This is a genomic window from Sinorhizobium glycinis, from assembly GCF_001651865.1.
GTDB lineage: Bacteria > Pseudomonadota > Alphaproteobacteria > Rhizobiales > Rhizobiaceae > Sinorhizobium > Sinorhizobium glycinis.
Window position 1 is genome coordinate 425,328 of the sequence record NZ_LPUX01000053.1, and the last position, 21,737, is coordinate 447,064.

The 21,737-nt window shown below is 64.2% G+C and carries 17 protein-coding genes; 4 read left to right on the plus strand and 13 right to left on the minus strand.

The window, feature by feature from the left end; all coding sequences use genetic code 11:
* The first annotated feature begins 26 nt into the window (after positions 1-26).
* On the plus strand, positions 27-206 hold the full coding sequence (locus AU381_RS06940; protein WP_064241017.1) for a hypothetical protein: 180 nt from the start codon (positions 27-29) through the stop codon (positions 204-206).
* A gap of 56 nt (positions 207-262) precedes the next feature.
* On the plus strand, positions 263-403 hold the full coding sequence (locus AU381_RS30240) for a hypothetical protein (RefSeq protein ID WP_082909693.1): 141 nt from the start codon (positions 263-265) through the stop codon (positions 401-403).
* Between the two features lie 61 nt (positions 404-464).
* Here the strand turns inward: AU381_RS30240 and AU381_RS06945 are convergent, their stop codons facing one another.
* Positions 465-1,403, minus strand: a complete 939-nt coding sequence (locus AU381_RS06945; RefSeq protein ID WP_064241018.1) for a DMT family transporter — start codon at positions 1,401-1,403, stop codon at positions 465-467.
* A gap of 376 nt (positions 1,404-1,779) precedes the next feature.
* Between AU381_RS06945 and pepN the strand changes: the two genes are divergently transcribed.
* Entirely contained in the window at positions 1,780-4,440 is a 2,661-nt protein-coding gene (gene pepN / locus AU381_RS06950) for an aminopeptidase N (protein ID WP_064241019.1), read from the plus strand.
* A gap of 453 nt (positions 4,441-4,893) precedes the next feature.
* Positions 4,894-7,221, plus strand: coding sequence for a PAS domain-containing sensor histidine kinase (locus AU381_RS06955; protein ID WP_064241020.1), 2,328 nt, complete (start codon positions 4,894-4,896; stop codon positions 7,219-7,221).
* A gap of 20 nt (positions 7,222-7,241) precedes the next feature.
* Here AU381_RS06955 and AU381_RS06960 read toward each other — a convergent pair whose 3' ends face one another.
* The 12 genes from AU381_RS06960 to feuN all read right to left on the minus strand — a co-directional run bounded on the left by AU381_RS06960 (position 7,242) and on the right by feuN (position 21,611).
* On the minus strand, positions 7,242-10,199 hold the full coding sequence (locus tag AU381_RS06960; protein WP_064241021.1) for a bifunctional [glutamine synthetase] adenylyltransferase/[glutamine synthetase]-adenylyl-L-tyrosine phosphorylase: 2,958 nt from the start codon (positions 10,197-10,199) through the stop codon (positions 7,242-7,244).
* 68 nt (positions 10,200-10,267) lie between these two features.
* Entirely contained in the window at positions 10,268-11,665 is a 1,398-nt protein-coding gene (locus AU381_RS06965) for a sensor histidine kinase (RefSeq protein WP_064241022.1), read from the minus strand.
* Complete coding sequence (locus AU381_RS06970) at positions 11,662-12,363, minus strand: response regulator transcription factor (protein WP_064241023.1); 702 nt, start codon at positions 12,361-12,363, stop codon at positions 11,662-11,664. Before AU381_RS06970 ends, AU381_RS06965 begins: the two co-directional genes overlap by 4 nt.
* A 189-nt stretch (positions 12,364-12,552) precedes the next feature.
* Positions 12,553-14,118 carry a Do family serine endopeptidase gene (locus AU381_RS06975; RefSeq protein WP_064241024.1) on the minus strand — a complete coding sequence of 522 codons (1,566 nt, stop codon included), beginning with the start codon at positions 14,116-14,118 and terminating at the stop codon, positions 12,553-12,555.
* Between the two features lie 294 nt (positions 14,119-14,412).
* Positions 14,413-14,868, minus strand: a complete 456-nt coding sequence (locus tag AU381_RS06980) for a cytochrome c-type biogenesis protein (RefSeq protein WP_064241025.1) — start codon at positions 14,866-14,868, stop codon at positions 14,413-14,415.
* Positions 14,865-16,853: a heme lyase CcmF/NrfE family subunit gene (locus AU381_RS06985; protein WP_064241026.1), complete on the minus strand. Its 1,989-nt coding sequence runs from the start codon at positions 16,851-16,853 to the stop codon at positions 14,865-14,867. The genes AU381_RS06980 and AU381_RS06985 overlap by 4 nt, the downstream gene beginning before the upstream one ends.
* Positions 16,850-17,302 carry a cytochrome c maturation protein CcmE gene (gene ccmE / locus AU381_RS06990; RefSeq protein WP_064241027.1) on the minus strand — a complete coding sequence of 151 codons (453 nt, stop codon included), beginning with the start codon at positions 17,300-17,302 and terminating at the stop codon, positions 16,850-16,852. The genes AU381_RS06985 and ccmE overlap by 4 nt, the downstream gene beginning before the upstream one ends.
* Positions 17,302-18,444 (minus strand): c-type cytochrome biogenesis protein CcmI, encoded by a 1,143-nt coding sequence (gene ccmI / locus AU381_RS06995; RefSeq protein WP_064241028.1) that lies wholly within the window; start codon positions 18,442-18,444, stop codon positions 17,302-17,304. Before ccmI ends, ccmE begins: the two co-directional genes overlap by 1 nt.
* Before the next feature lie 143 nt (positions 18,445-18,587).
* Positions 18,588-19,055, minus strand: a complete 468-nt coding sequence (locus AU381_RS07000) for a hypothetical protein (protein WP_425288611.1) — start codon at positions 19,053-19,055, stop codon at positions 18,588-18,590.
* A gap of 218 nt (positions 19,056-19,273) precedes the next feature.
* A complete protein-coding gene (locus AU381_RS07005; protein ID WP_064241030.1) occupies positions 19,274-20,659 on the minus strand; it encodes an ATP-binding protein in 1,386 nt (461 codons plus the stop codon).
* The gene (feuP, locus tag AU381_RS07010) at positions 20,649-21,320 is read right to left on the minus strand and encodes a two-component system response regulator FeuP (RefSeq protein WP_064241031.1); all 672 of its coding nucleotides are present in this window, start codon (positions 21,318-21,320) and stop codon (positions 20,649-20,651) included. Before feuP ends, AU381_RS07005 begins: the two co-directional genes overlap by 11 nt.
* Positions 21,321-21,359: 39 nt before the next feature.
* On the minus strand, positions 21,360-21,611 hold the full coding sequence (gene feuN / locus AU381_RS07015) for a two-component system FeuPQ modulator FeuN (protein WP_064241032.1): 252 nt from the start codon (positions 21,609-21,611) through the stop codon (positions 21,360-21,362).
* Between the last annotated feature and the right edge of the window lie 126 nt (positions 21,612-21,737).

The following is a 21,737-nucleotide window of genomic DNA, read 5'->3' on the forward strand; positions in this document are numbered from 1 at the left end:
GGAGGAATGGATTAAGGAACTGAACCATGACTGCCCGCTTTCGCCCGATCCACAGCAGCTTTGAGACGCTTCGCCAGGCCCGCGTCGCTCTGCGGACGCCGTACAACAGCTTCGGCAAGGTAACCAACGAGCAGATGACGGCAATCGGCCTGGCGCGCACGACGCGCCGTCCGGCACAGATCTACGCCGATTTCATTCAACGCTGACCAGTCAGCGCGGGCGCCGGCCTCCGTGCCCCGGCGCCTCGCCCGAGATCACGATCATGTCTATCCGCAGCCTGCTCGACACCATCTCTGACATCGGCACCGCCGTGCGTGCCTCGCGCGAGTTCAGCAGGCTGAGCACGATCAAGGACAGCCGCCGCGCGCACCGTGTTGCAGTCAGCCCGCTGCTGCCCAACTGATCCGCTACTGTAGGCTCACCGAAAGCGCACCCCTTCGCGGTTTGCAGGGCAAGCAGGCGCTTCAGCCCTGCGGCGTGACGTGTTTGCGCGCGCCCTTTCGCTCAAGGCCGAGCCGGTGCTCGCGGAAGATGATGAAGATGCCCGCTCCGACGACGATTGCGGTGCCAAGGAGCATGGCGGCGGTCGGCACGTCGCCGAAAAGGACGTAGCCGATGACAATCCCGAGCACGATCGACGTGTACTCGAAGGGCGCGATCGTCGACATGTCGGCGTGGCGGTAGCTCTCCGTCAACAGGATCTGCGCAACCCCGCCGCAGAAGCCCGCGAGCATCAGAAGCAGGAAGGACGTCCACGAAATTGCCGACCAGCCGAAGGGGAGCGTTGCCAGCGAAAACACCGCAGCGGAGAGCGAGAAGTAGAGGACGATCGTATGCGTGCGCTCCGTCTGCACGAGCCTGCGCACGAGAACCATCGCGACCGCGCCGAGCGTCGCAGAAAGCAGCACCGCGACCGCACCGGCTGCCTCCGACGAGCCGAATCCTCCTTCGCCGAACAATGTCAGCCGCGGCCAGGTGATGATCAGCACACCGATCAAGCCGATGACCACCGCAGACCAGCGGTAGAGCCGGACGATCTCGCCGAGAAACAGCGCGGCGAAGGCAACCGCCAGGAGCGGCATTGCGTAGCCGATCGCAATCGCCTCTGGAAGGGGCAGATGCACGAGCCCGTAGAAGCCGCAACTCATCGACAGAATGCCGACGAAGCCGCGTACCAGATGCCCCGCGACATTGGTTGTGCGGAAAGCGTCGCGCAGCTGGCCGCTACAGGCCAGGAAACCGAGAATGGGTACCATGGCGAAGGCGGATCGATAGAAGGTGATCTGCCCCGTGGCGATGTCGGTGCCGGCCGCCTTGATACAGGTCGACATGCAAACGAAGACGAGGACGGACAGGACCTTGAGCAGAATCCCCTTCATCGGGTTGTGAATGTCGGCATCCATGGAGGACATTTCGAGATGTCACCGGCGAACCGGGCGGGAAGGACGGGCGCGGCGCAGGCCGCGGGAGGATGGCACCACTCTAGCTGCGCGGCGCGGCATGTTGGATCAATTTTGTTGATGGGCGCGGCATTTTCGTGATGGCTTTCCCTTCCGGCCTGCCTTCATTGCCATGCTTTAGCGATCGCGAAAAAATCTTGTGGGATTTAGTTCTTGTTAGTGCCGTTTCGTTAAACCTGCGATCGGGGCGGGGAAATCAAACGTGTTTGGTTCCGAAGTGCGGTCGACGGCATTGCAAGCACAAAATCTCGCCTCTTGGCCTTTTCACCATCACAGGCGCCCTCTAACTTAGGAACGGAAGGCGCAAGCGGGACTGACCATGCGGACAAATACTGGCCAGATCATTCATCTGGAAGACTACCGGCCGACCGATTTCGTTCTCGAAAGAGTGGACCTGACCTTCGAACTCGACCCCAAGGAAACGAAGGTCGAGGCGCGGCTCATCTTCCACCGCCGCGAAGGCGTCGACGCCGCCGCCCCGCTGGTCCTTGACGGCGACGAATTGACCATGACCGGCCTGTTGCTCGACCAGGAAGAAGTCCCGACGGCGCTCTACGACGTGGCGGACGACACGCTGACGATCCGCGGCCTGCCCGAGACCGCCCCCTTCGAAATCACCGTGACGACGCTCCTGTCGCCGGAGACGAACACGAAGCTGATGGGCCTCTACCGCACCAACAACGTCTACTGCACGCAGTGCGAGGCGGAAGGTTTCCGCCGCATCACCTATTTCCCCGACCGGCCCGACGTGCTCGCCGTCTATACGGTCAACATCATTGCCGAGAAGGCGACCGCCCCCCTTCTCCTTTCGAACGGCAACTATCTTGGCGGCGCCGACATGGGCGACGGAAGGCACTTCGCCGCCTGGTTCGATCCGCATCCGAAGCCGAGCTATCTCTTCGCGCTGGTCGCCGGCGATCTCGGCGTGGTCGAGGACAAGTTCACGACCGCCTCCGGCCGCGAAGTGGCGCTGAAGATCTATGTCGAGCACGGCAAGGAGCCACGCGCCGCCTATGCGATGGACGCCCTCAAGCGCTCGATGAAGTGGGACGAGGAGGTCTTCGGCCGCGAATACGACCTCGACATCTTCATGATCGTCGCCGTCTCCGACTTCAACATGGGCGCAATGGAGAACAAGGGGCTCAACGTCTTCAACGACAAATACGTTCTTGCCGATCCGGAAACGGCGACCGACACGGACTATGCCAATATCGAGGCGATCATCGCCCACGAATATTTCCACAACTGGACGGGCAACCGCATTACCTGCCGCGACTGGTTCCAGCTGTGCCTGAAGGAAGGGCTGACCGTCTATCGCGATCACGAGTTTTCGGCCGACATGCGCTCGCGCGCCGTCAAGCGCATCGCCGAGGTGCGGCATCTGAAATCCGAACAGTTTCCCGAGGATGCCGGCCCGCTCGCCCATCCGGTGCGCCCGACGAAATATCGCGAGATCAACAACTTCTACACGACGACCGTCTACGAGAAGGGGTCGGAGGTGACGCGGATGATCGCGACCGTTCTCGGACGCGACCTCTTCAAGAAAGGCATGGATCTCTATTTCGACCGCCATGACGGCCAGGCGGTGACGATCGAGGATTTCATCGCCTGCTTCGAGGACGCGAGCGGGCGCGACCTCGGGCAGTTCTCGCTCTGGTATCACCAGGCGGGCACACCGCTGATCACCGCCTCCGGATCCTACGACGCTGCGAAGCAGAGCTATACCCTGTCGCTCGAGCAGACGGTTCCTGCGACCCCCGGCCAGAGCGCCAAGAAGCCAATGCATATCCCGCTCCGCGTGGGACTCCTGCTCGAGGACGGAAGCGAGGCGAAGCCGGCCACCGTCTCGGGCGCCGACGTCATGGCAGACGTGGTGCATCTGACGGAGCGCAGGCAGACCGTCGTCTTCTCCGGCGTTCCGTCTCGGCCCGTGCCCTCCTTCAATCGCGGCTTCTCGGCACCTATCAACCTGCACATCGAGCAAAGCGCGGAAGACCGCGCGCTCATCGCACGCCACGAGATCGACCTCTTCGCCCGATGGCAGGCGCTGAATGCCATGGCGCTCGACAATCTGGCCAAGGCGGCGGTACAGGCGCGAAGCGGTCAGCCGATCGCCTGCGACGAGGCCCTCATCGGCGGGCTTCTCGCGGCCGCGGGCGACGAACGGCTGGAGCCGGCGTTCCGCGCACAGGTCCTCTCGCTGCCGAGCGAAGCCGACATAGCCCGGGAAATAGGCCGCGACAACGACCCAGACGCTATCCAGTCGGGCCGCCAGGCGATCCTTTCCGCCATCGCCGCGTCCGGCAAGGACATATTCACGCGATTGCTCGGGGAGATGACACTTTCCGGCCCGTTCCGTCCCGACGCTGCGAGCGCCGGCCGGCGGGCGCTGCGCAACGCCGCCCTCTCCTATCTCGTCTATGGGGACGACCGGCCGGAGAAAGCGGTGAGCGCGTTCCGTTCCGCCAACAACATGACCGATCTCAGCCAGGCGCTGACGCTGCTCGCCCACCGCTTTCCGGACGCGGAAGAGACGCTCGATGCGCTGGCCACGTTCAAGAAGCGCTTCGCGGACAATGCGCTGGTGATCGACAAATGGTTCGCCATCCAGGCGACGATCCCCGGCGCCTCCACCCTCGAGCGGGTCAAGGCGCTGATGTCCGATCCGCACTTCAACCCGAGCAACCCGAACCGCGTGCGCTCTCTCGTCGGCACCTTCGCCTTCTCCAACCCGACGGGCTTCAACCGTGCGGACGGCGAAGGCTACCGCTTCCTCGCGCGGCAGATCCTTGAAATCGATCCCCGCAATCCGCAACTCGCGGCACGCATCCTGACGTCGATGCGCTCCTGGCGGTCGCTGGAGCAGGTGCGCGCCAATCACGCCCAGGAGGCCCTCAAGGAAATCGCCGGGGCCGCCAACCTGTCGGCCGACGTAAGCGACATCGTCGATCGAATGCTGAGCGACGGCAGCACGGCGTGACTTCGCCGATCCTCGCGTGCTGCACGCGCCTGAAGTCGCCCTGTGCTTGTCACAGGGATCCAGTAGCGCCGCGTCCGCGGCGCGGAAGAGTCTTTTCAGCCCAAGGACTGGGTCTGGCTGGGTTCCTGTGACAAGCACAGGAATGAGGACCCGAGGAGAGGCCCTGCCGTACCGCAACCGACGAGGCACAGTAGGCTGGGACGTGTACTGAGGCCTCTGAACCGACGCGCGGCGCCGTAGGGGCTATGACTTTCCAACGATGAAAATTGGTTAACAAATCTTTACCCATGCCCCTAGACAAGGCGAATCGCCCTGTGATTCATTGAGTCAGATTCGGGCGGGCGGCGCACCGAATCACCGAGGCGTCCCAGTTTTCCGATGACGCTTCGGATTGAGAGGATCACAGCGTTCCCTTTGCATTCAAATGCGGGACGCTCTCGAGGACGGCAGAGATTGGGAAAGATGGCGGACGCGCGACGGGGAAGCGCAGCCGACGGGCGGTTGCGACTCAAGTTCCCGGGCCTTTCCGGCCTGGAACGGGAGCTCATCGACAGGGCGAGGCTCTTTGCCGAACCGGCATCCCGTCGGCTCGCGCTGGCCGAGCCCATTCTCAAGCGCTCAATTCCCGTCCTCATCATCGCCTTCCTGCTGATCGTTGCCATTTCGCGTATGTCCGGAATCATGGGCGAGCACGCCCGGATGGAGGCCAGTTCGCGCCGGACCGTCAGCCTGGCGGCGACCGCCGCGACAGCGGCTTTCCAGGCAGATGCCTCGGAGCTCTTCGCCGATGGGCAGCGCTGGGAAGCCGAACGCAGGCTCGCCGAATATCTGCCTGCCGAACTCCTCGACAGCGGCATGTTCCTGCTGACGGTTCGCCGGGACGGGCGGATATTTGCGAGCACCCAGGAGGGGGCGCACTTCATCGGACGCACGCTCACCTCGGTCGCCCCCGACGTGGCCTCCCTGCAATATTACGGCGAAGGCGCCGGCGCGATGAGGGCGACCATCGACGGTGTCGAACACCTGGTGGCCCTGATGCAGGTGCCGGCTTCCGCGGGGGTCGTCCTGGCAGCAACGCCGGTCGCCCAGTTCGAAGCCGCCTGGCGCGACGATGTCTCGCTTAACGTCACGCTGTTCGCCGGCATCTCGGCAATCCTGCTCGTCGTGCTCTACGCCTACTATATCCAGGCCAAGCGCGCGCGGGACGCCGATTCCGTCTTCGCCGAATCGAACCTGCGCGTCGAGACCGCACTGTCGCGCGGCCGCTGCGGGCTTTGGGATTTCGACCTCGCCAATCGGCGCCTGTTCTGGTCTCGCTCGATGTACGAGATGCTCGGCATGCCGGGCGACAGCAGCGTGTTGTCGTTCGGCGACGCGGCGCGCCTCATGCACCCGGAGGACCGTGGCATCTACCGGGTGGCGCGTGCGATCGCCAAGGGCAGCGAGCGCCAGATCGACCAGGTGTTCCGCATGCGCCACGCGGACGGTCATTACGTGTGGCTTCGGGCACGCGCCCAGGTCATCCGCACGGCCTCGGGCCGGACACACCTCATCGGCATCGCCATGGACGTCACCGAGCAGCATCGGCTTGCCCAGCGGTACGCGGAAGCGGATCAGCGTCTGGCGGACGCCATCGAGTGTACTTCGGAAGCTTTCGTGCTGTGGGACAAGCAGGATCGGCTTGTCATGTGCAACACCCACTACCAGCAGGCCTATCAGCTGCCGGACCACGTCCTCGTGCCGGGCACGGATCGCGCGGTCGTCCATGCGGCGGCGGCCAGACCCGTTGTCGAGCGGCGCGTCGCCGATCCGGACCGCAGCAATCACTCGCAGACGAGCGAGGTGCAGCTCGCCGACGAGCGCTGGCTGCAGATCAACGAACGACGCACCCGCGACGGGGGCCTTGTCTCGGTCGGGACGGATATCACGCTGCTCAAGCGGCATCAGGTGCGCCTGCGCGAATCCGAGCGGCGGCTGATGGCGACGATCGGCGACCTTTCGGCTTCGCGCATCACGCTCGAACGGCAGAAGTCCGAGCTTTCCGTCGCCAACGCCAACTACCAGGCGGAAAAGGAACGGGCGGAAGCGGCTAACCGGGCGAAGTCGGAGTTCCTCGCCAACATGTCGCATGAGCTGCGCACGCCGCTCAACGCCATTCTCGGCTTTTCCGAGATCCTGCAGAACCAGATGTTCGGCGCCCTCGGCTCGGAGAAATACCACGAGTACTCCCGTGACATCCACGAGAGCGGCAAGCACCTGCTCAACGTCATCAACGACATACTCGACATGTCGAAGATCGAGGCCGGCCATATGCGCATCACGCGCGAGAGGATCGATCTTGCGCCGCTGATCGAGGAGACGCTTCGCTTCACGACAATCCCGGCGCAGCAGAAGAACATCCGCGTCGTCCAGGAGATCTCCTCGGGCCTCACGATGTTTGCCGATCGCCGCGCGATGAAGCAGGTGCTGCTCAACCTGCTATCGAACGCGGTGAAGTTCACCAATGAGGGTGGACGCATTTCACTCAGGGCCCGCAAGGTTCGCGGCGCGGTGACGCTGACGATCGCCGATTCCGGCATCGGCATTCCGAGGCATGCCCTGCAGAAAATCGGCCATCCCTTCGAGCAGGTGCAGAGCCAGTATGCCAAGAGCAAGGGCGGCTCCGGATTAGGGCTCGCCATCTCCCGGTCTCTGACCCGGCTCCATGGAGGCCGGATGAAGATCCATTCCGCCGAGAATGTCGGCACGATCATCTCGGTGCGCATTCCCGACCTCGCCTGAACCGAGCCGCAGCGCGTCGGTCAACCCGCGAGAACCGATTGGAATATGCCGCGCACCGCTTTGGAGAAGCGGCGTATGTCAGCCTCAAGGTGCTTCAGGTCCGGATAGTCGCCGGCCCGACATACGAGATCGACGAGTCCGGCGGGCGCGTCCTTCGGAACGAAATCGCCGTCGATGCAGAGCCGGACGATCTGCGAAACCTCCGTAAACAGCGCCAGCGCCTCGATGGCCGTGTCGAGTTCGTTTGCATCCATCAGCGTGGCGCCGAGCTGCTTCAGCGCCTCGAGCGTATGGGTCCCGGCAGGCGGCGGCGCCTCGCCTTTCGCCGGCGCCACAAGGGTCAAATACTGCGCGATGAACTCGATATCGACGAGGCCGCCAGGGATGAGCTTGAAATCCCAGATGTCGTTCGGCGGCTTCTCCTTGTCGATCAGATCGCGCATCTCCTCGACGTCCTTGCGGACCTTGGCGATGTCGCGTTCTTGAGACAGGACCTCGGCGAAAATCGCTTCCGCTTCGCCGATCAGGCTTTCGTCGCCGCAGATGCAGCGGGCGCGCGTCAGCGCCAGATGCTCCCAGGTCCAGGCCTCCTCGCGCTGATACTTCGCGAAGGCGGTGATGCGCGTCGCGACCGGGCCCTTGTTGCCCGAAGGCCTGAGCCGCATGTCGACGTTGTACAGGATGCCCTCGGCGGTCGGGGCGGAAAGAGCGGCGATCAGCCGCTGCGTCACACGGGTAAAATAGCGTGTCGGATCGAGCGGCTTGGCACCATCGGATTCGTGGGCATCGCTGTCATAGTCGTAGAGCAGGATGAGGTCGACGTCGGATCCGGCCGTCAATTCGTGGCTGCCGAGCTTTCCCATCCCGACAACGGCGACGCGGCCCCCTGGAAAACGGCCATGCGCCGAGCGGACCTCTTCCAGAACCGCGTCGAGCGCGGCGGCAATGATCAGGTCGGCGAGATCGGTGAATGCCCTGCCCGCCTGCAGGCCGGAGATCGAGCCGGTCAGCAATCGGATGCCGATCAGAAAGCGCTGCTCGGCGGCGATGATGCGCAGCCGATCCAGCACCTCTTCGTAATGGTGGGCGCCGGCGACGAAATTGGCGATCCGCGGCGCCAGATAGTCCCTCGTCGGCAGTTCGGCGAGCAGCCCGGGGTCCAGCATGCCGTCGAACACATGCGGCCTGGCGGCGATGATATCCGCCAGACGGGGCGCCGAGGACATGATATTGACGATCAGCGACAACAGCCCCGGATTGCTGCCGAGCAGCGAAAAGAGCTGGATCCCGGCCGGCAGGCCGGAGAGGAACTGGTCGAAGCGCAGCAAAGCCTCGTCGGCGCGCCGGCTTTCACCGAAGACGCGCAGAAGCTCCGGCGTCAATTCCGTCAGGCGTTCGCGCGCCTCCACGGATTGGGTCGCCCGATAACGCCCGTAATGCCAGGTGCGGATGATCCGGGCGATGTCGGAGGGGCGCTGGAAGCCCAGCCTCTTCAGCGTTTCGAGCGTATCCGGGTCATCCTGCTGGCCGGTGAAGACCAGGTTGCCCGTTTCGGCCGATAGCTTTGCCTCCTGTTCGAAAAGCTGCGCGTAACGCCGTTCGACGGTCCGCAGCACACGCGAAAATTCCCTTGAGAAGGACGCCGTATCCTCAAAGCCGAGCATCGAGGCAATGCGCTTCAGCTCCGCCTCGGTCTCGGGCAAAAGGTGGGTCTGCTCGTCATGCACCATCTGGATGCGGTGTTCGACGTCACGAAGGAACCAGTAGGCATCGATCAGTTCATGCGCCGTTGCCCGATCGATCCAGCCGGTCTCCGCGAGCACATGCAGCATAGCCTCGGTTTCGCGCAGCCGGAGCGCGGGCGTCCGGCCGCCGGCAATCAGTTGCTGTGTCTGCACGAAAAACTCGATCTCGCGGATGCCGCCGCGGCCAAGCTTGACGTTGTGCCCCTTCACGGCAATTTCGCCGTGGCCCTTGTGGGCGTGGATCTGCCGCTTGATCGAGTGAATGTCGGCGATCGCGGCATAGTCCAGGTATTTTCGGAAGACGAAGGGCGTCAGTTCCTTGAGGAAGCGTTCGCCGGCCGAAAAGTCGCCGGCGATCGGCCGGGCCTTGATGAAGGCCGCCCGCTCCCAGTTCTGCCCCCTGCTCTCATAGTAGAGCATTGCCGCCTCGACCGGGATCGCGAGCGGGGTCGACCCGGGATCGGGTCGAAGGCGCAAGTCCGTGCGGAAAACGTAGCCGTCACCGGTCCGCTCCTGGAGAATGCGTATCAGCCTTCGCAATAGCCTTGCGAAGATCTCCGTCGCCTCGTCGCGGCTGACGAGGATGCCGGACTGCAGATCGTAGAAGATCACGAGGTCGATGTCGGAGGAGTAGTTGAGTTCGCCGGCGCCGAGCTTGCCCATGCCCAGCACCACGACGCCCGAGCCGACACTCGGCGCTGATGGATCCGGAAGGACGAACTTGCCGCTCTCATGCGCGCCGAGCAGGAGGTGATCGATCGCAGCCGACACCGCGGCACCGGCGAAATCGCTCAGCCAGCGCGTCGTTTCGCGACCATCGAACAGGCGGGAGAGATCGGCGAGCGCGACTGCGAAGGCAACTTCGCGCCTTGCGCGCCGCAGCCGCGACATGATCTCGGTGTCCGGCAGGGCCCTGCCTGGTACCTCGCCCCGCCAGGCTACCCGCGCCGCATCGATCCGGCTTCGCAAAAATCCAGGCAGGCTCTCGCTAAGCAATGCCTCGAGAATGGCGGGGCTGCTGGCGGCCGTATCGCGCAGAAAGGGCGAGAGTGCGAAAGCGGCAAGGACAAAGTGCTTGAGCGGCGTATCGGACGCCAAAAGCTTCGCAATCGGCTCGCATCCCTTTGCCATATCCTTGAGAACGGAAAGAGCGACCTTGGCGTCGGCCTGGCTTGCCGGGCGGATCGGCACCGCCTCGATATCGGACAAGCGCTTCTCGGTCGCGTCCACCATCGGTCTTCTCCTCCCCTTCGGATCGTCGGGAAAACCTTGATCCAGCCGGCACCGGCCTGGCTGGTGTATCAGGTAGCGCCGGCCGGGAAAACCATGCGCACCGTCAGGCCATTTCCGTCCGGTTCCGTCGCCCAGAGATCCAGTGAGCCATGGTGCATCTCCATCACGGCCTCGACAAGCGAAAGGCCGAGACCGGTGCCGGGTTTCGTGCGGCTCTCGTCCAGCCGCACGAAACGCTTGACCACTTCGCGGCGCATGTTCTCGGGGATGCCTGGGCCGTGATCGGCGACCGCCAGGACGACGTTGACGCCGCTTTTCTTCATCTCGAGCCGGATGCGCGGATTTTCCGCCCCTTCCGCGTATTTGATCGCGTTGTCGATCAAGTTCCCGAGCGCCTGGCCGATCAGCTCGCGGTTGCCGGAGATCACCACACCCGGCTGGACGTCCGCTTCCAGACGGAGGGCGCTTTCCTCGGCGAGCGGCTCGTAAAGCTCAACACAATCGCCGACGATGCCGGACAAGTCCACGTCGCTCATCTCGGCGACCGCGGAGCCCGCCTCGACGCGCGAAATCATCAATAGCGCATTGAAGGTGCGGATCAGTTGGTCGGATTCCCCAATGATCTCCTCGAGCGCGCCGTTCTGGTTCCCGCCCTCCTTGCTGGCGAGCGCCGCTTCGGCCTTGTTGCGCAGCCGCGTCAACGGGGTTTTCAGGTCATGCGCGATGTTGTCGGAAACCTGTTTCAGGCCTTCGTTCAGCTTCTCTATCCGCCCCAGCATGGCATTGAGCGATTCCGACAGCCGGTCGAACTCGTCGCCCGAACCGCTCATCGGCAGCCGTTGCGAAAGGTCTCCCGCCATGATCTTGGTGCTCGCCTCCGACATTCGGTCGATGCGCCTCAGGGCATTGCGGCCAATGCCGAACCAGATGACCAGCGCGCCGAGCCCCATGATGCCGAGAGCAACGACCAGGGCCTGGCGGACGAGGACGCGGAATTTTTCCGGTTCCTGCAAATCGCGGCCAACGAGGATGCGAAGTCCGTTGTCCAGGACGAGCACCTGGGCGAGCGCGACATGGTTGTCCGCGCGGTTTTCATCGGTGAAGCGCCGGTAGTGAAAAGGCTCGGACGTCCAGCCTTCGTCGTCGAGCAAGCCGGGCTCTAGACCGGCGACGTTGCCTGCCAGGATTTCCCCGCTCGGTCCCGCGATAACATACAAGTTGGCGCCGGGTTGGCGCGCGCGCCGCTCCAGCGAGCGAAGCAGGCCACTGACGCCGGCGCGCTCGTAGATGTCCTCGATCTGGGTTGCCTCCACGGATATCGCTTCACGCGTCTGCTGCTGCAGGAGACGCTCGGACATGCCGGTGACGTAGAAAACGAGGAAGACGGCGCAGAGGGAGAAGAGGACGAGATAGAGCGCGGAGAGCCTGACCGCGGTCGTCCTGAACAGAACGCCGAATTTGCTCATATCTCAGCGGTCCGGTCGTCCTTGATCATGTAACCGGCGCCGCGAACGGTTCTCAGCAGCGGCGGTTCGAAATCCTTCTCGATCTTGGAGCGCAAGCGCGACACATGCACGTCGATGACGTTGGTCTGCGGGTCGAAGTGATAGTCCCAGACATTCTCGAGCAGCATGGTTCTCGTCACCACCTGCCCGGCATTCTTCATCAGATATTCGAGCAGCCGGAACTCGCGGGGCTGCAGCGGGATTTCCTTGCCCTGCCGGCGGACCGAATGGGCGAGCCGGTCCAGTTCGAGGTCGCCGACGCGATAGACCATGTCCTGGTCCAGCGTTCCCTTGCGCCGGCCGAGCACTTCGACACGCGCCAGGAGCTCGCTGAAGGCATAGGGTTTGGGGAGGTAATCGTCGCCACCGGCACGAAGGCCGGTCACCCGGTCGTCCACCTGGCCGAGGGCCGAGAGGATGAGCACCGGCGTGTGGACGCCCCTGCGCCGTAATTCGGTGATCAGCGACAGGCCGTCCCGGCGTGGCAGCATGCGGTCGACGACGAGCACGTCATAGGCGTTCTCGCTCGCCATGAACAAGCCGCTCTCGCCGTCGCTGGCGTGGTCGGACACGATGCCCGCTTCGCGGAACGCCTTCGCGAGATAGGCGGCGGCCTCGAGGTCGTCTTCAACAATCAGAATCTTCATACGGGTGACCATAGTCCCGGACCTCTGTTCGCCTCAACCGGTTTCGGGGTTCGCATTGCGGGTCGAACGCAAGCTTCGACCGGAACAGAAGACGCCGCGATATCGGAAGATGTCGCGGCGCCTCGTCTTCGTCCAAGACGCAGGCGGTGAGCGCTCTTGGAGCCTGCCCGCCCGGTCCCGGTGTCTTGCTATCGCCGCGTCTCAGCCCTGAGCGATCGGCAGCGCCACGAAGCGGCTGCCCTCATCGGCTTCGATCTGGAAGAGCGCCTTGCTGCGGCCATCCTTCTTGGCGTTGTTGATCACCTTCAGGATGTCGTCAGCCGAGTTCACTTCCTGATTGTTGACGGAGACGATCTTCTCGCCTTCCTTCAGGCCGCGATCGGCAGCATCCGAGTCCGGGTCAACGGAGGCGATGGTGACACCCGTGCCGTCTTCCGAGGGGGTGACCGCCAAGCCGAGATCCGCCAGTGCCTCTTCGCCAGCCTGACCCTGGTCCGTCTGCTCGTCGCGGGTGTCCGGCGGGGTGGCCTTGGCTTCCTCCGGCAGCGTGCCGATCTCGAGCTTGACGCTCTCAGACTTGCCGTCACGCCACAAGGTGACCTCAGCGGTGGAACCGGGGCGCATCGTCGCGACCCGGCGTGCGAGGTCGCGCGGGTCCTTGACCGGTTCGCCGTTGAGAGCGGTCACGATATCACCCTTTTTGATGCCCGCCTTCTCGCCCGGCGAACCCGTCTGCGGCTCGACGACGAGCGCACCGTTGGCTTCCGAGAGGCCGAGCGACTCGGCGATGTCTTTCGTAACCGGCTGGATCTGAACGCCGAGCCAGCCGCGCGAAACGGAACCATCCTTGATCAGGGCGTCGACGACATCCTTCGCGACGGAGGCAGGAATTGCAAAGGCGATGCCGACATTGCCGCCCGACGGCGAGAAGATCGCCGTGTTGATACCGACGACTTCGCCGGAGAGATTGAACGTCGGGCCGCCGGAATTGCCGCGGTTCACCGCCGCATCGACCTGCAGATAGTCGTCATACGGGCCGGAGCCGATGTCGCGGCCGCGTGCCGAGACGATACCTGCCGTCACGGTGCCGCCGAGGCCGAAGGGATTGCCGACCGCGACCACCCAGTCTCCGACCCTGACCTTGTTGTCATCGGCGAAGCTGACATGGGTGAACTTGCGGTTGGCGGCATCGACCTTCAGCACGGCCAGGTCGGTGCGGCTGTCCTTGCCAATGAGCTTGGCGTCGAGCTCCGTTCCGTCGTTCATGATGACAGTGAAGGCGGAGCCATCGGAAACGACGTGGTTGTTGGTGACAAGGTAGCCATCCTCGGTGATGAAGAAGCCGGATCCCTGGGCTCTCGGGCGCAGGCGACCCTCACCACGGGGACCGCGACGATCACGCCAGCGATCGGCGCGGTCGCCGTCGCGCGAATCGGGACCGCCGAATTCACGGAAGAAGCGCTTCAACGGATGGTCGTCAGGCAGGTCTTCGAAACCACGGCCACCGAAGTCGAAGGTGAAGTTGCTTTCGTCACTGGATGCCTGCTCCCGCGCCTGGACGCGAACGGAGACGACGGCCGGGGAAACAGCGTCGACGACGTTGGCGAAACTCGGAACGGACGGTGCCTGCACCCTTACCGCCTCAGCGAAGGACTGGGTGATCTCAGCCGGCAGACCTGTCGTCAGCATGATTGCGGCAAGACCGGCGACCGTGGAGGTCTTCAGAACGGTCTTCAGCGAGGGACGCGGAGTTTTGATCATGGACATTTGTTTTGCCTTCTCTCTTGCATGAAGCAGCCCCCCGAGCGGTGGACAGCCTCGAAACCTTGACCACGAGCCCGATTGCGGACGAAACCGCCCGGAACCGCTCGTCTGGCTGTGACTGGAGGAACAGCCGATGACGCAACGTGTAACGGATGGGACCTTACTGGGTTCTGTCCGGAAGATGAATTTTTCGTAATGTTTCGGCGGAGCGGAGAAACGGGCGGTGAAAACGGGCCGTGAACCGTTCGTTCAACCGCCTGAACGGCTTTCGAATTCGGGACTGGCGTCGACGGAACCTTAGGACCGGAGCAGCTTGTCCAGCTTTTCCTTTTCATCGTCGGAAAGCGGCGAGCCCGCCGGCCGCGTGCGACGCCGGCGCGCGGCGACGACCAGCGTGACCGCGCCAAGGACGAGCAGGACGACCGGCATGCCCCAGAGAACCAGCGTCTTTGCCTCGAAGCGCGGCTTCAGCAGCACGAATTCGCCATAGCGCGAGACGACATAGGCGATCACCGCCTCGTCGGTATCACCGTTCTTCAGGCGCTCGCGCACGAGCAAACGCAGATCCTTGGCGAGTTCGGCATTGGAATCGTCGATCGACTGGTTCTGGCAAACCATGCAGCGAAGCTCGGCGGAGATTGCCCGCGCCCGCGCCTCGAGCGCCGGATCGGCAAGCACTTCATCCGGGTTGACGGCGAAGACCGGGGCGGCGGAAGCGATGCAAAGGAAGAGCGCGACGAGGATGCGGATCATTCGGCGGCCCCCGCTACAAGCCGCGCCGTTTTCGTGGCGCGCGACGGGGCGCCCACCCTCAGGCGCCGGTCGCTCAGGGAAACGATGCCCGCCGCCATCATGACGAGGGCGCCGCCCCAGATGCAGAGGATCAGCGGCTTCCACCATATGCGCACGACGATACCGCCGCCGGTTATCTCGTCGCCCAGCGAGACATACAGTTGGCTGAGGCCGAACGTCCTGATCCCGGCCTCCGTCGTCGGCATCCGGCGCGCCGAATAGAGGCGTTTCGACGACCAGATCTCGGTCACCTTCACCCCGCCGCGGCTGACGGTGAAATGGCCGGTGTCCTCGGTATAGTTCGGCCCGCGGCCCTGGCGCATGCCATCGAAGCGCAGGCTATAGCCGCCGGCGTCGACCAGCATTCCAGGCTTCATCTCGACGACGGTCTCCGTCTCGTAGGCCGTCACGGCGACGATGCCGATCAGCGTGACGCCGAGACCGACATGGGCGAGCGCCGTCCCGAAGGCCGAGCGCGGCAGGCCCAAGAACCGCCGGAAGGCGACAGCGCCGGCCACCCCGCCGAAGCCGGAGCGAAGGGCGACATCGGTGATGGAACCGAGGATCAGGTAGACGCCGAGGCCGATGCCGAGGACGGCGAGAACCGGACCACCGTTCCTGGCATAGTAGACGGCAGCAGCAAACAGCAGACCGGCGCCTACTGCGACGAAGAGGCGCTGCGCGGCAGCGGCAAGGTCGCCACGCTTCCAGGCAAGCAGCGGCCCGAAAGGAACCGCGAAGAGCAAGGGCAGCATCAACAGGCCGAAGGTCATGTTGAAGAACGGCGCGCCGACCGAGATCTTGTCCCCGGTGAGCGCCTCGAGCACCAGCGGATAAAGCGTACCGGTGAGGACTGTCGCCGTTGCCGTCGTCAGGATCAGGTTGTTCAAGACGAGAGCGCCCTCGCGCGAGATCGGCGCGAAAAGTCCTCCGGACTTCAGATGCGAGGCACGGAATGCAAAGAGCGACAACGCTCCGCCGATGAAGACGACGAGGATCGCCAGGATGAAGACGCCGCGTGTCGGATCGGTCGCGAAGGCATGAACCGATGTCAGCACGCCCGAGCGCACCAGGAACGTGCCGAGCAGCGACAGCGAGAAGGTGAGGATCGCCAGCAGCACCGTCCAGATCTTCAGCGCCTCGCGCTTCTCCATGACCAGCGCCGAGTGCAAGAGCGCCGTCCCGGCCAGCCAAGGCATGAAGGAGGCGTTCTCGACCGGATCCCAGAACCACCAGCCGCCCCAGCCGAGCTCGTAATAGGCCCAGTAGGAGCCCATGGCGATGCCCGCCGTCAGGCATGTCCAGGCGGCCAGGGCCCAGGGCCTGACCCAACGCGCCCAGGCCGCATCGATCCGACCCTCTATCAGCGCGGCGATCGCAAAGGAGAAGCAGACGGAAAAGCCGACATAGCCGAGATAGAGCAAGGGCGGATGGATGGCGAGACCGATGTCCTGCAGGACGGGATTCAAATCCCGGCCCTCGCCCGGGGCTGGAACCAGCCGGGCGAAAGGATTGGACGTCAGCAGGATGAACAGCGTGAAGGCGGCGGCGATCCAGGCCTGAACCGCCAGAACGTTCGCCTTCAAGGTTTCGGGCAGGTTACGGCCGAAGCTTGCCACGAGAGCGGAAAAGAAGGCGAGGATCAGCAGCCACAGGAGCATCGAGCCCTCGTGATTGCCCCAGACGCCGGAGATCTTGTAGATCAGCGGTTTCAGCGAATGCGAATTCTCCCAGACATTCCTGACCGAGAAGTCGGAGGTCACATAGGCGAAGGTCAGCACCGCAAAGGAGAAGGTGACTAGCAGGAAGGAGACGATCGCGGCGCTGCCCGCCAGCTCGACCAGGGCCCGATCACCGCGCCGCACGCCGACGAGCGGCAGCACCGACTGGATGAGCGCGGTCGCGAGCGCCAGCACCAGCGCATAGTGTCCGAGCTCGATGATCATCGGATGTTTTCCTTCCCGCCGAGCGTGACGCCCTGCGCCTTCAGGCGGTCGGCCACGTCCTTCGGCATGTAGGTCTCATCATGCTTGGCAAGCACCGTATCGGCAACGAAAACCGGGCTGCCGGCGACGAAGGCCCCCTCCGCGACGACCCCTTGGCCCTCGCGAAAGAGGTCGGGGAGAATGCCGGTATAGGTCACCGGCACTGTCGCGAGCGTATCGGTCACGCTGAAGGTGACGGTCTTGCCGTCGCCTCGCTTCACCGAGCCCGCTTCCACCAGCCCGCCCAGGCGGATGCGTGTATTCGGCGCGAGATCCGCCTTTGCCAGGTCGCCCGGGACATAGAAATAGGCCACGGCCTGGCTGAAGGCGAACATCACCAGAAGCACGGCGGCCGTCAGGAAGCCTACGCCGCCGCCGATGATCGCCAGCCGTTTCTGCTTACGCGTCATTATTCCGCTCCGCCGCCGTCAATGCCGAGTTCGCGGCCGAGCGCCAGCAATCGCTTGCCCTCGCCGCCGCTTGCCGGAAAGGCCTGCAGCCCCTCGCGTAGAGCATTCTCGGCCTTGTCTCTTTGATCGAGGACAACATAGGCCCGGATCAGCCGCATCCAGCCCTCGATGTTGTCGGGATTTTCCTTCAGACGGCCGGCAAGACCGTCGACCATGCCACGGATCATCGCCTGACGATCGTCGGCGCTCATTCCCTCGGCGGCGGCGATATCCTCGGAAGTCGGGTTTCCGGGCGCTCCGCCGCCGGCACCGGGCTCGCCGGCGGTAAGCTCGGCAATATGCTGATTGACGAGCGGCAACCATGGCGCCCCGGCAGGCGAAGTGCCGGCGAGCTTGCGGAAGGCGGCGAGCGCATCGCCACGCTTTCCCTCCTGCTTGAGGCCGAGGGCGAGATAGAACTCCGAGCGCGGATCATTGGCGTCGAGAGCCAGCGCCTTCTTCAGGGCGTCCTGTGCCGCCGCCGTCACAAGGCCGCCGGATTGCACGATCAGCGCCTCGGCATAGCCGCCCAGCCTGGCCGCGGTCGGCCCAAGCAGTCGGATTGCGCGATCATAGGCGGCGACCGCATCGTCGACGCGGCCGCTGCGCATGTAGATCGGAGCGAGCAGGTCCCACCCCGCCCCGTCGTCGGGGTTGAGAGCCAGATGATTTTCAGCCTTGGCGATCAGGATGTTGATGTCTTCTCCGGGATTGGCAAGCCGCGCTGCGAGCGGTTGCGCCGGCACGCCGGGACTGCCCGTCGTCAAGTAAAGACAGAGCCCGACGGCCGGAAGACAGAGGAGAATGAACGCCTGCGCCAAGCGCGTCGACCCAAGCCGCCTGGACACGCTTTCCACGCTTGATGCGTCGGCGGCGCTGGCGGCAATCAACCGGCGCCCGATTTCGGCCCGGGCGAGTTCCGCGTCTTCGTCGCTGATCAGCCCCGCCTCGCGATCCCTCGTCAGTTCTTCGAGCTGGTCGCGGTAGACCTCCAGGTCATGGCTGTGAGGAGACGGAAGGGGCGACGCCGCCCGCATCAGCGGGAGGACAAGCACGACAGCAACAGCCGCCGTCAAGATGGCGACGAGAATCCAGAACAGCATGGATGCGAAATACTATGAGGTTCCGGGCTTTCCAACTCGAAAACCGAAAATGACGGAGATTTGAGGCGTTTCGCCGCAACGATGCACGCGCCGGCCGGCAGGGGCGGCACGGCAACGGCACCAGGGCAATGCGTGGCGATGGCTCAGGTGAGCGGCGACCAGGTGCCATCGGTGTTGCGGCATGCCGCGCCGCGTGCCGTCGATGACTGACCCTTCATCACCACCGTATGGCTGTATTGCCGGCAATTCTGGGAGCCGACCTGATAGGGGGCGGCAGCCACGACCGAGCCGCTCACGCCGCGCCCTTCCCATGCCACCGGCTGGCCGCCGGGAGCGGCCTCGAGCGCACGATACTCCGCCTCGAGCGCGCGCTGCCGGTCGGACTTGCCAAGATCGAGATTGCCGAGGCGCGCGATGACGCCGCCCTGCAGGGCGTCGATATAGGCGGCCGACGACGCTCCGCCCGCTGCGGCTGCGCCAAGACCCGCGACGGCTGCGCCGCCCCGGCCGCCGCCAGTCGTCCCGCAGCCGGCAAAGGCGACAGTCGATGCGACGACCACGATCCTGCCGCCCAAGGCGACCGCCCGTCCCATTTCTGCGTTAATCCTCATGATACGCGACAACTGAACCCTCACTGACCGGTCGCCGCTTGCATCTCGGCGATGGCGTCGAAGCGGCGGCGCTTTCGATTTCTTTTTGCACCCCCGGCCCCGCTAGGCAACCGCGCCCCGTGCCGCATCGGGCATTTTCGACTGCCGGTGTGACCGCCGGACCACGATGGCGGCTGAGATGGGCCGGTCCGAACAGAACCACCGCCTCACGTCCCGCGCTAGACGGCCGCCGGCAGAACGAGTTTGGCCCTGAGCCCGCCCTCCTCGCGCCGACTGAGTTCGACGCTGCCCTGATATTCGCCGACGATCTCGCTGACGATCGACAGTCCCAGTCCGGTGCCGGGCTTGCTTTCGTCGAGCCGCTTGCCGCGTTTCATTGCCAAGGCGATCTGATCCGGGTCGAGTCCCGGGCCGTCGTCGTCGATGCTGAGCACGATCCATTCGCGGCCGGACTCCTTGCTGCGCTTCTGGTCGGTGGCGGGCTCGACACTGAGCGCGACATGATCCCGTGCGTATCGCGCGGCATTTTCGAGCAGGTTGCCGACGGTTTCCTCGACATCCTGCTGCTCCATGGCCAGTACCAGCCCGGGCGGATCGATCGACAGGCTGAACTGCTTCTCCGGATTGAGCCGCCGCATCACCCGGACGATCCTTTCGAGCGCCGGCTGAGCCTCCGTGCGCGCCAGAATGGATCCGCGCTGGGCGGCGATCCGGGCGCGGCTGAGATAGGACTGAACCTGCGTCTGCATCGCGTCCGCCTGCGTCCTGATCAGTTCGCCGTGCGGGACCTCGAGAACGCGCGCCTCGTTGAGCAGCACGGCGATTGGCGTCTTAAGGGAGTGAGCGAGATTGCCGACCTGCATGCGGGCGCGTTCGACGATGCGGCGGTTGCTGTCGATCAGCGCATTCACTTCGTTGGCAAGCGGCTGGATCTCACGGGGGAAAGCACCGTCCAGACGCTCGCTCTGGCCCGTGCGGATCTTCTCGAGCGAGCGGCGCACCTGGTCGAGCGGCCTGAGGCCGAAGAGAATGGTCAAGGCGTTCACCCCGAGCCCGCCGAGACCGAAGATGGAGAGCGCGATCGTCAAGTTGCGGGTGAAGCGGTCGATGTCCGCCTCCAGGACGTCGCGGTTGCCGGCAACCCGGAAGCGCGCTGCGTGGCCCTGAATGTCGAGCACCACTTCGGTCTCGGCGACCTCGACCTCATTATCGAAAGGATCCTCGGTCGTGTAGAAGCGCTCGTAGCGAATGTCGAAGGGAACCTCATCGACGCTCACGATCGGCAGTTTGGCAGAACCGAGCGACGTCGACAGCAAAGGCGGCGTATTGAATTCGCCGATCGGCTCGACGATCCAATACCATCCGGTCTGCGGCTGGGAGAAGCGCAGGTCGCCGAGTTGGGGACTGCCGGTCAGGGCGGCCTTCTCGTCGACGGAGATCGAATTAATGACGTTGTAGAGCTGGGCGCGCAAAAGGTCCTGGAAGCCGCGCTCCGAGCCCTGCCGATAGAGCGCCGAGATGACGACTCCGATCACGACGAGGGCAACGACAGCCCAGACGGTCGAAACCGCCAGAACGCGCGCCGTGAGGGATCTAATGGCCATTGCCGGGTGCTTGCATCCGATATCCGAGACCGCGCACCGTCTCGATCAGGTCATTGCCGATCTTCTTGCGGAGCCGGCCAATGAAGACCTCGATCGTATTGGAGTCGCGGTCGAAGTCCTGATCATACATGTGCTCGACGAGTTCCGTACGGGAAACCACCTGCCCCATGTGATGCATGAGATAGGAAAGCAGCCGGAATTCGTGCGAGGTCAGCTTCAGCGCGACACCGCCGACGGTCGCCTTCGAGCCTTTCGTGTCAAGGCGGACCGGGCCGCAGACGATCTCGGAACTGGCATGTCCGGCGGCGCGCCGAATCAGAGCCCGGATGCGGGCGAGCACTTCCTGGACATGGAAGGGCTTCGCAACATAATCGTCGGCGCCGGCATCGATCCCCGCCACCTTGTCGCTCCAGCGGTCGCGAGCCGTCAAGATCAGCACCGGCATGGTCTTGCCGTCGGCCCGCCACTTTTCCAGCACCGTGATGCCGTCCATTTCCGGCAGGCCTATATCGAGGATGATCGCGTCATAGGGTTCCGCGTCGCCGAGGTAGTGGCCTTCCTCTCCGTCGTAGGCCTGGTCGACGACGTAACCGGCTTCCTTCAGCGCTTCGGCCAGTTGCCTGTTCAGATTGACGTCGTCCTCGACTATCAGGATGCGCATCTTGCTTCTACTTCCCTCTGCAACGGGCGCCGCCGATGCCTACATCGGCACCTTGACCGTCACCTTCTTCGGCCGCCCTCCATTGCCCGGGATTAGCACGGTAACGACGCACTTGCCATCGGCTGTCGGCTGGGCGGAAAGCAATTCGCCGCCCGTCTCGGCGACGACTTGCGCCGCCGCAGCGCTGCAATCACCCGCCGCGCGAACAACAACCGTAGGCATGTCAAAGGCAGGCGGCGAAAAACCTGCGAGACCTGCGGCGAGCGCGGCTATGGTCACTGATGAAGACATGAACGCACTTTCGACTTGGGAAGATCATGGCAAAATCATTAGCTGATAGAGGCTGAATGGCAAATGAATGTCGGTCCAGCGACGCGCGACATCCCGTGGCGGACGTCGGCGCGCCCAAGCCGGAGA

Coding starts and splice junctions, on each gene's coding strand:
- AU381_RS06960 (WP_064241021.1), bottom strand. CDS start 10,199: ATGGTGGACGCGACCGAGAAGCGCTTGTCCGATATCGAGGCGGTGCCG.
- AU381_RS07000 (WP_425288611.1), bottom strand. CDS start 19,055: ATGAGGATTAACGCAGAAATGGGACGGGCGGTCGCCTTGGGCGGCAGG.
- pepN (WP_064241019.1), top strand. CDS start 1,780: ATGCGGACAAATACTGGCCAGATCATTCATCTGGAAGACTACCGGCCG.
- AU381_RS06965 (WP_064241022.1), bottom strand. CDS start 11,665: ATGAGCAAATTCGGCGTTCTGTTCAGGACGACCGCGGTCAGGCTCTCC.
- ccmE (WP_064241027.1), bottom strand. CDS start 17,302: ATGACGCGTAAGCAGAAACGGCTGGCGATCATCGGCGGCGGCGTAGGC.
- feuN (WP_064241032.1), bottom strand. CDS start 21,611: ATGTCTTCATCAGTGACCATAGCCGCGCTCGCCGCAGGTCTCGCAGGT.
- feuP (WP_064241031.1), bottom strand. CDS start 21,320: ATGCGCATCCTGATAGTCGAGGACGACGTCAATCTGAACAGGCAACTG.
- AU381_RS30240 (WP_082909693.1), top strand. CDS start 263: ATGTCTATCCGCAGCCTGCTCGACACCATCTCTGACATCGGCACCGCC.
- AU381_RS06975 (WP_064241024.1), bottom strand. CDS start 14,118: ATGTCCATGATCAAAACTCCGCGTCCCTCGCTGAAGACCGTTCTGAAG.
- ccmI (WP_064241028.1), bottom strand. CDS start 18,444: ATGCTGTTCTGGATTCTCGTCGCCATCTTGACGGCGGCTGTTGCTGTC.
- AU381_RS06970 (WP_064241023.1), bottom strand. CDS start 12,363: ATGGTCACCCGTATGAAGATTCTGATTGTTGAAGACGACCTCGAGGCC.
- AU381_RS06940 (WP_064241017.1), top strand. CDS start 27: ATGACTGCCCGCTTTCGCCCGATCCACAGCAGCTTTGAGACGCTTCGC.
- AU381_RS06945 (WP_064241018.1), bottom strand. CDS start 1,403: ATGGATGCCGACATTCACAACCCGATGAAGGGGATTCTGCTCAAGGTC.
- AU381_RS06985 (WP_064241026.1), bottom strand. CDS start 16,853: ATGATCATCGAGCTCGGACACTATGCGCTGGTGCTGGCGCTCGCGACC.
- AU381_RS06980 (WP_064241025.1), bottom strand. CDS start 14,868: ATGATCCGCATCCTCGTCGCGCTCTTCCTTTGCATCGCTTCCGCCGCC.
- AU381_RS07005 (WP_064241030.1), bottom strand. CDS start 20,659: ATGGCCATTAGATCCCTCACGGCGCGCGTTCTGGCGGTTTCGACCGTC.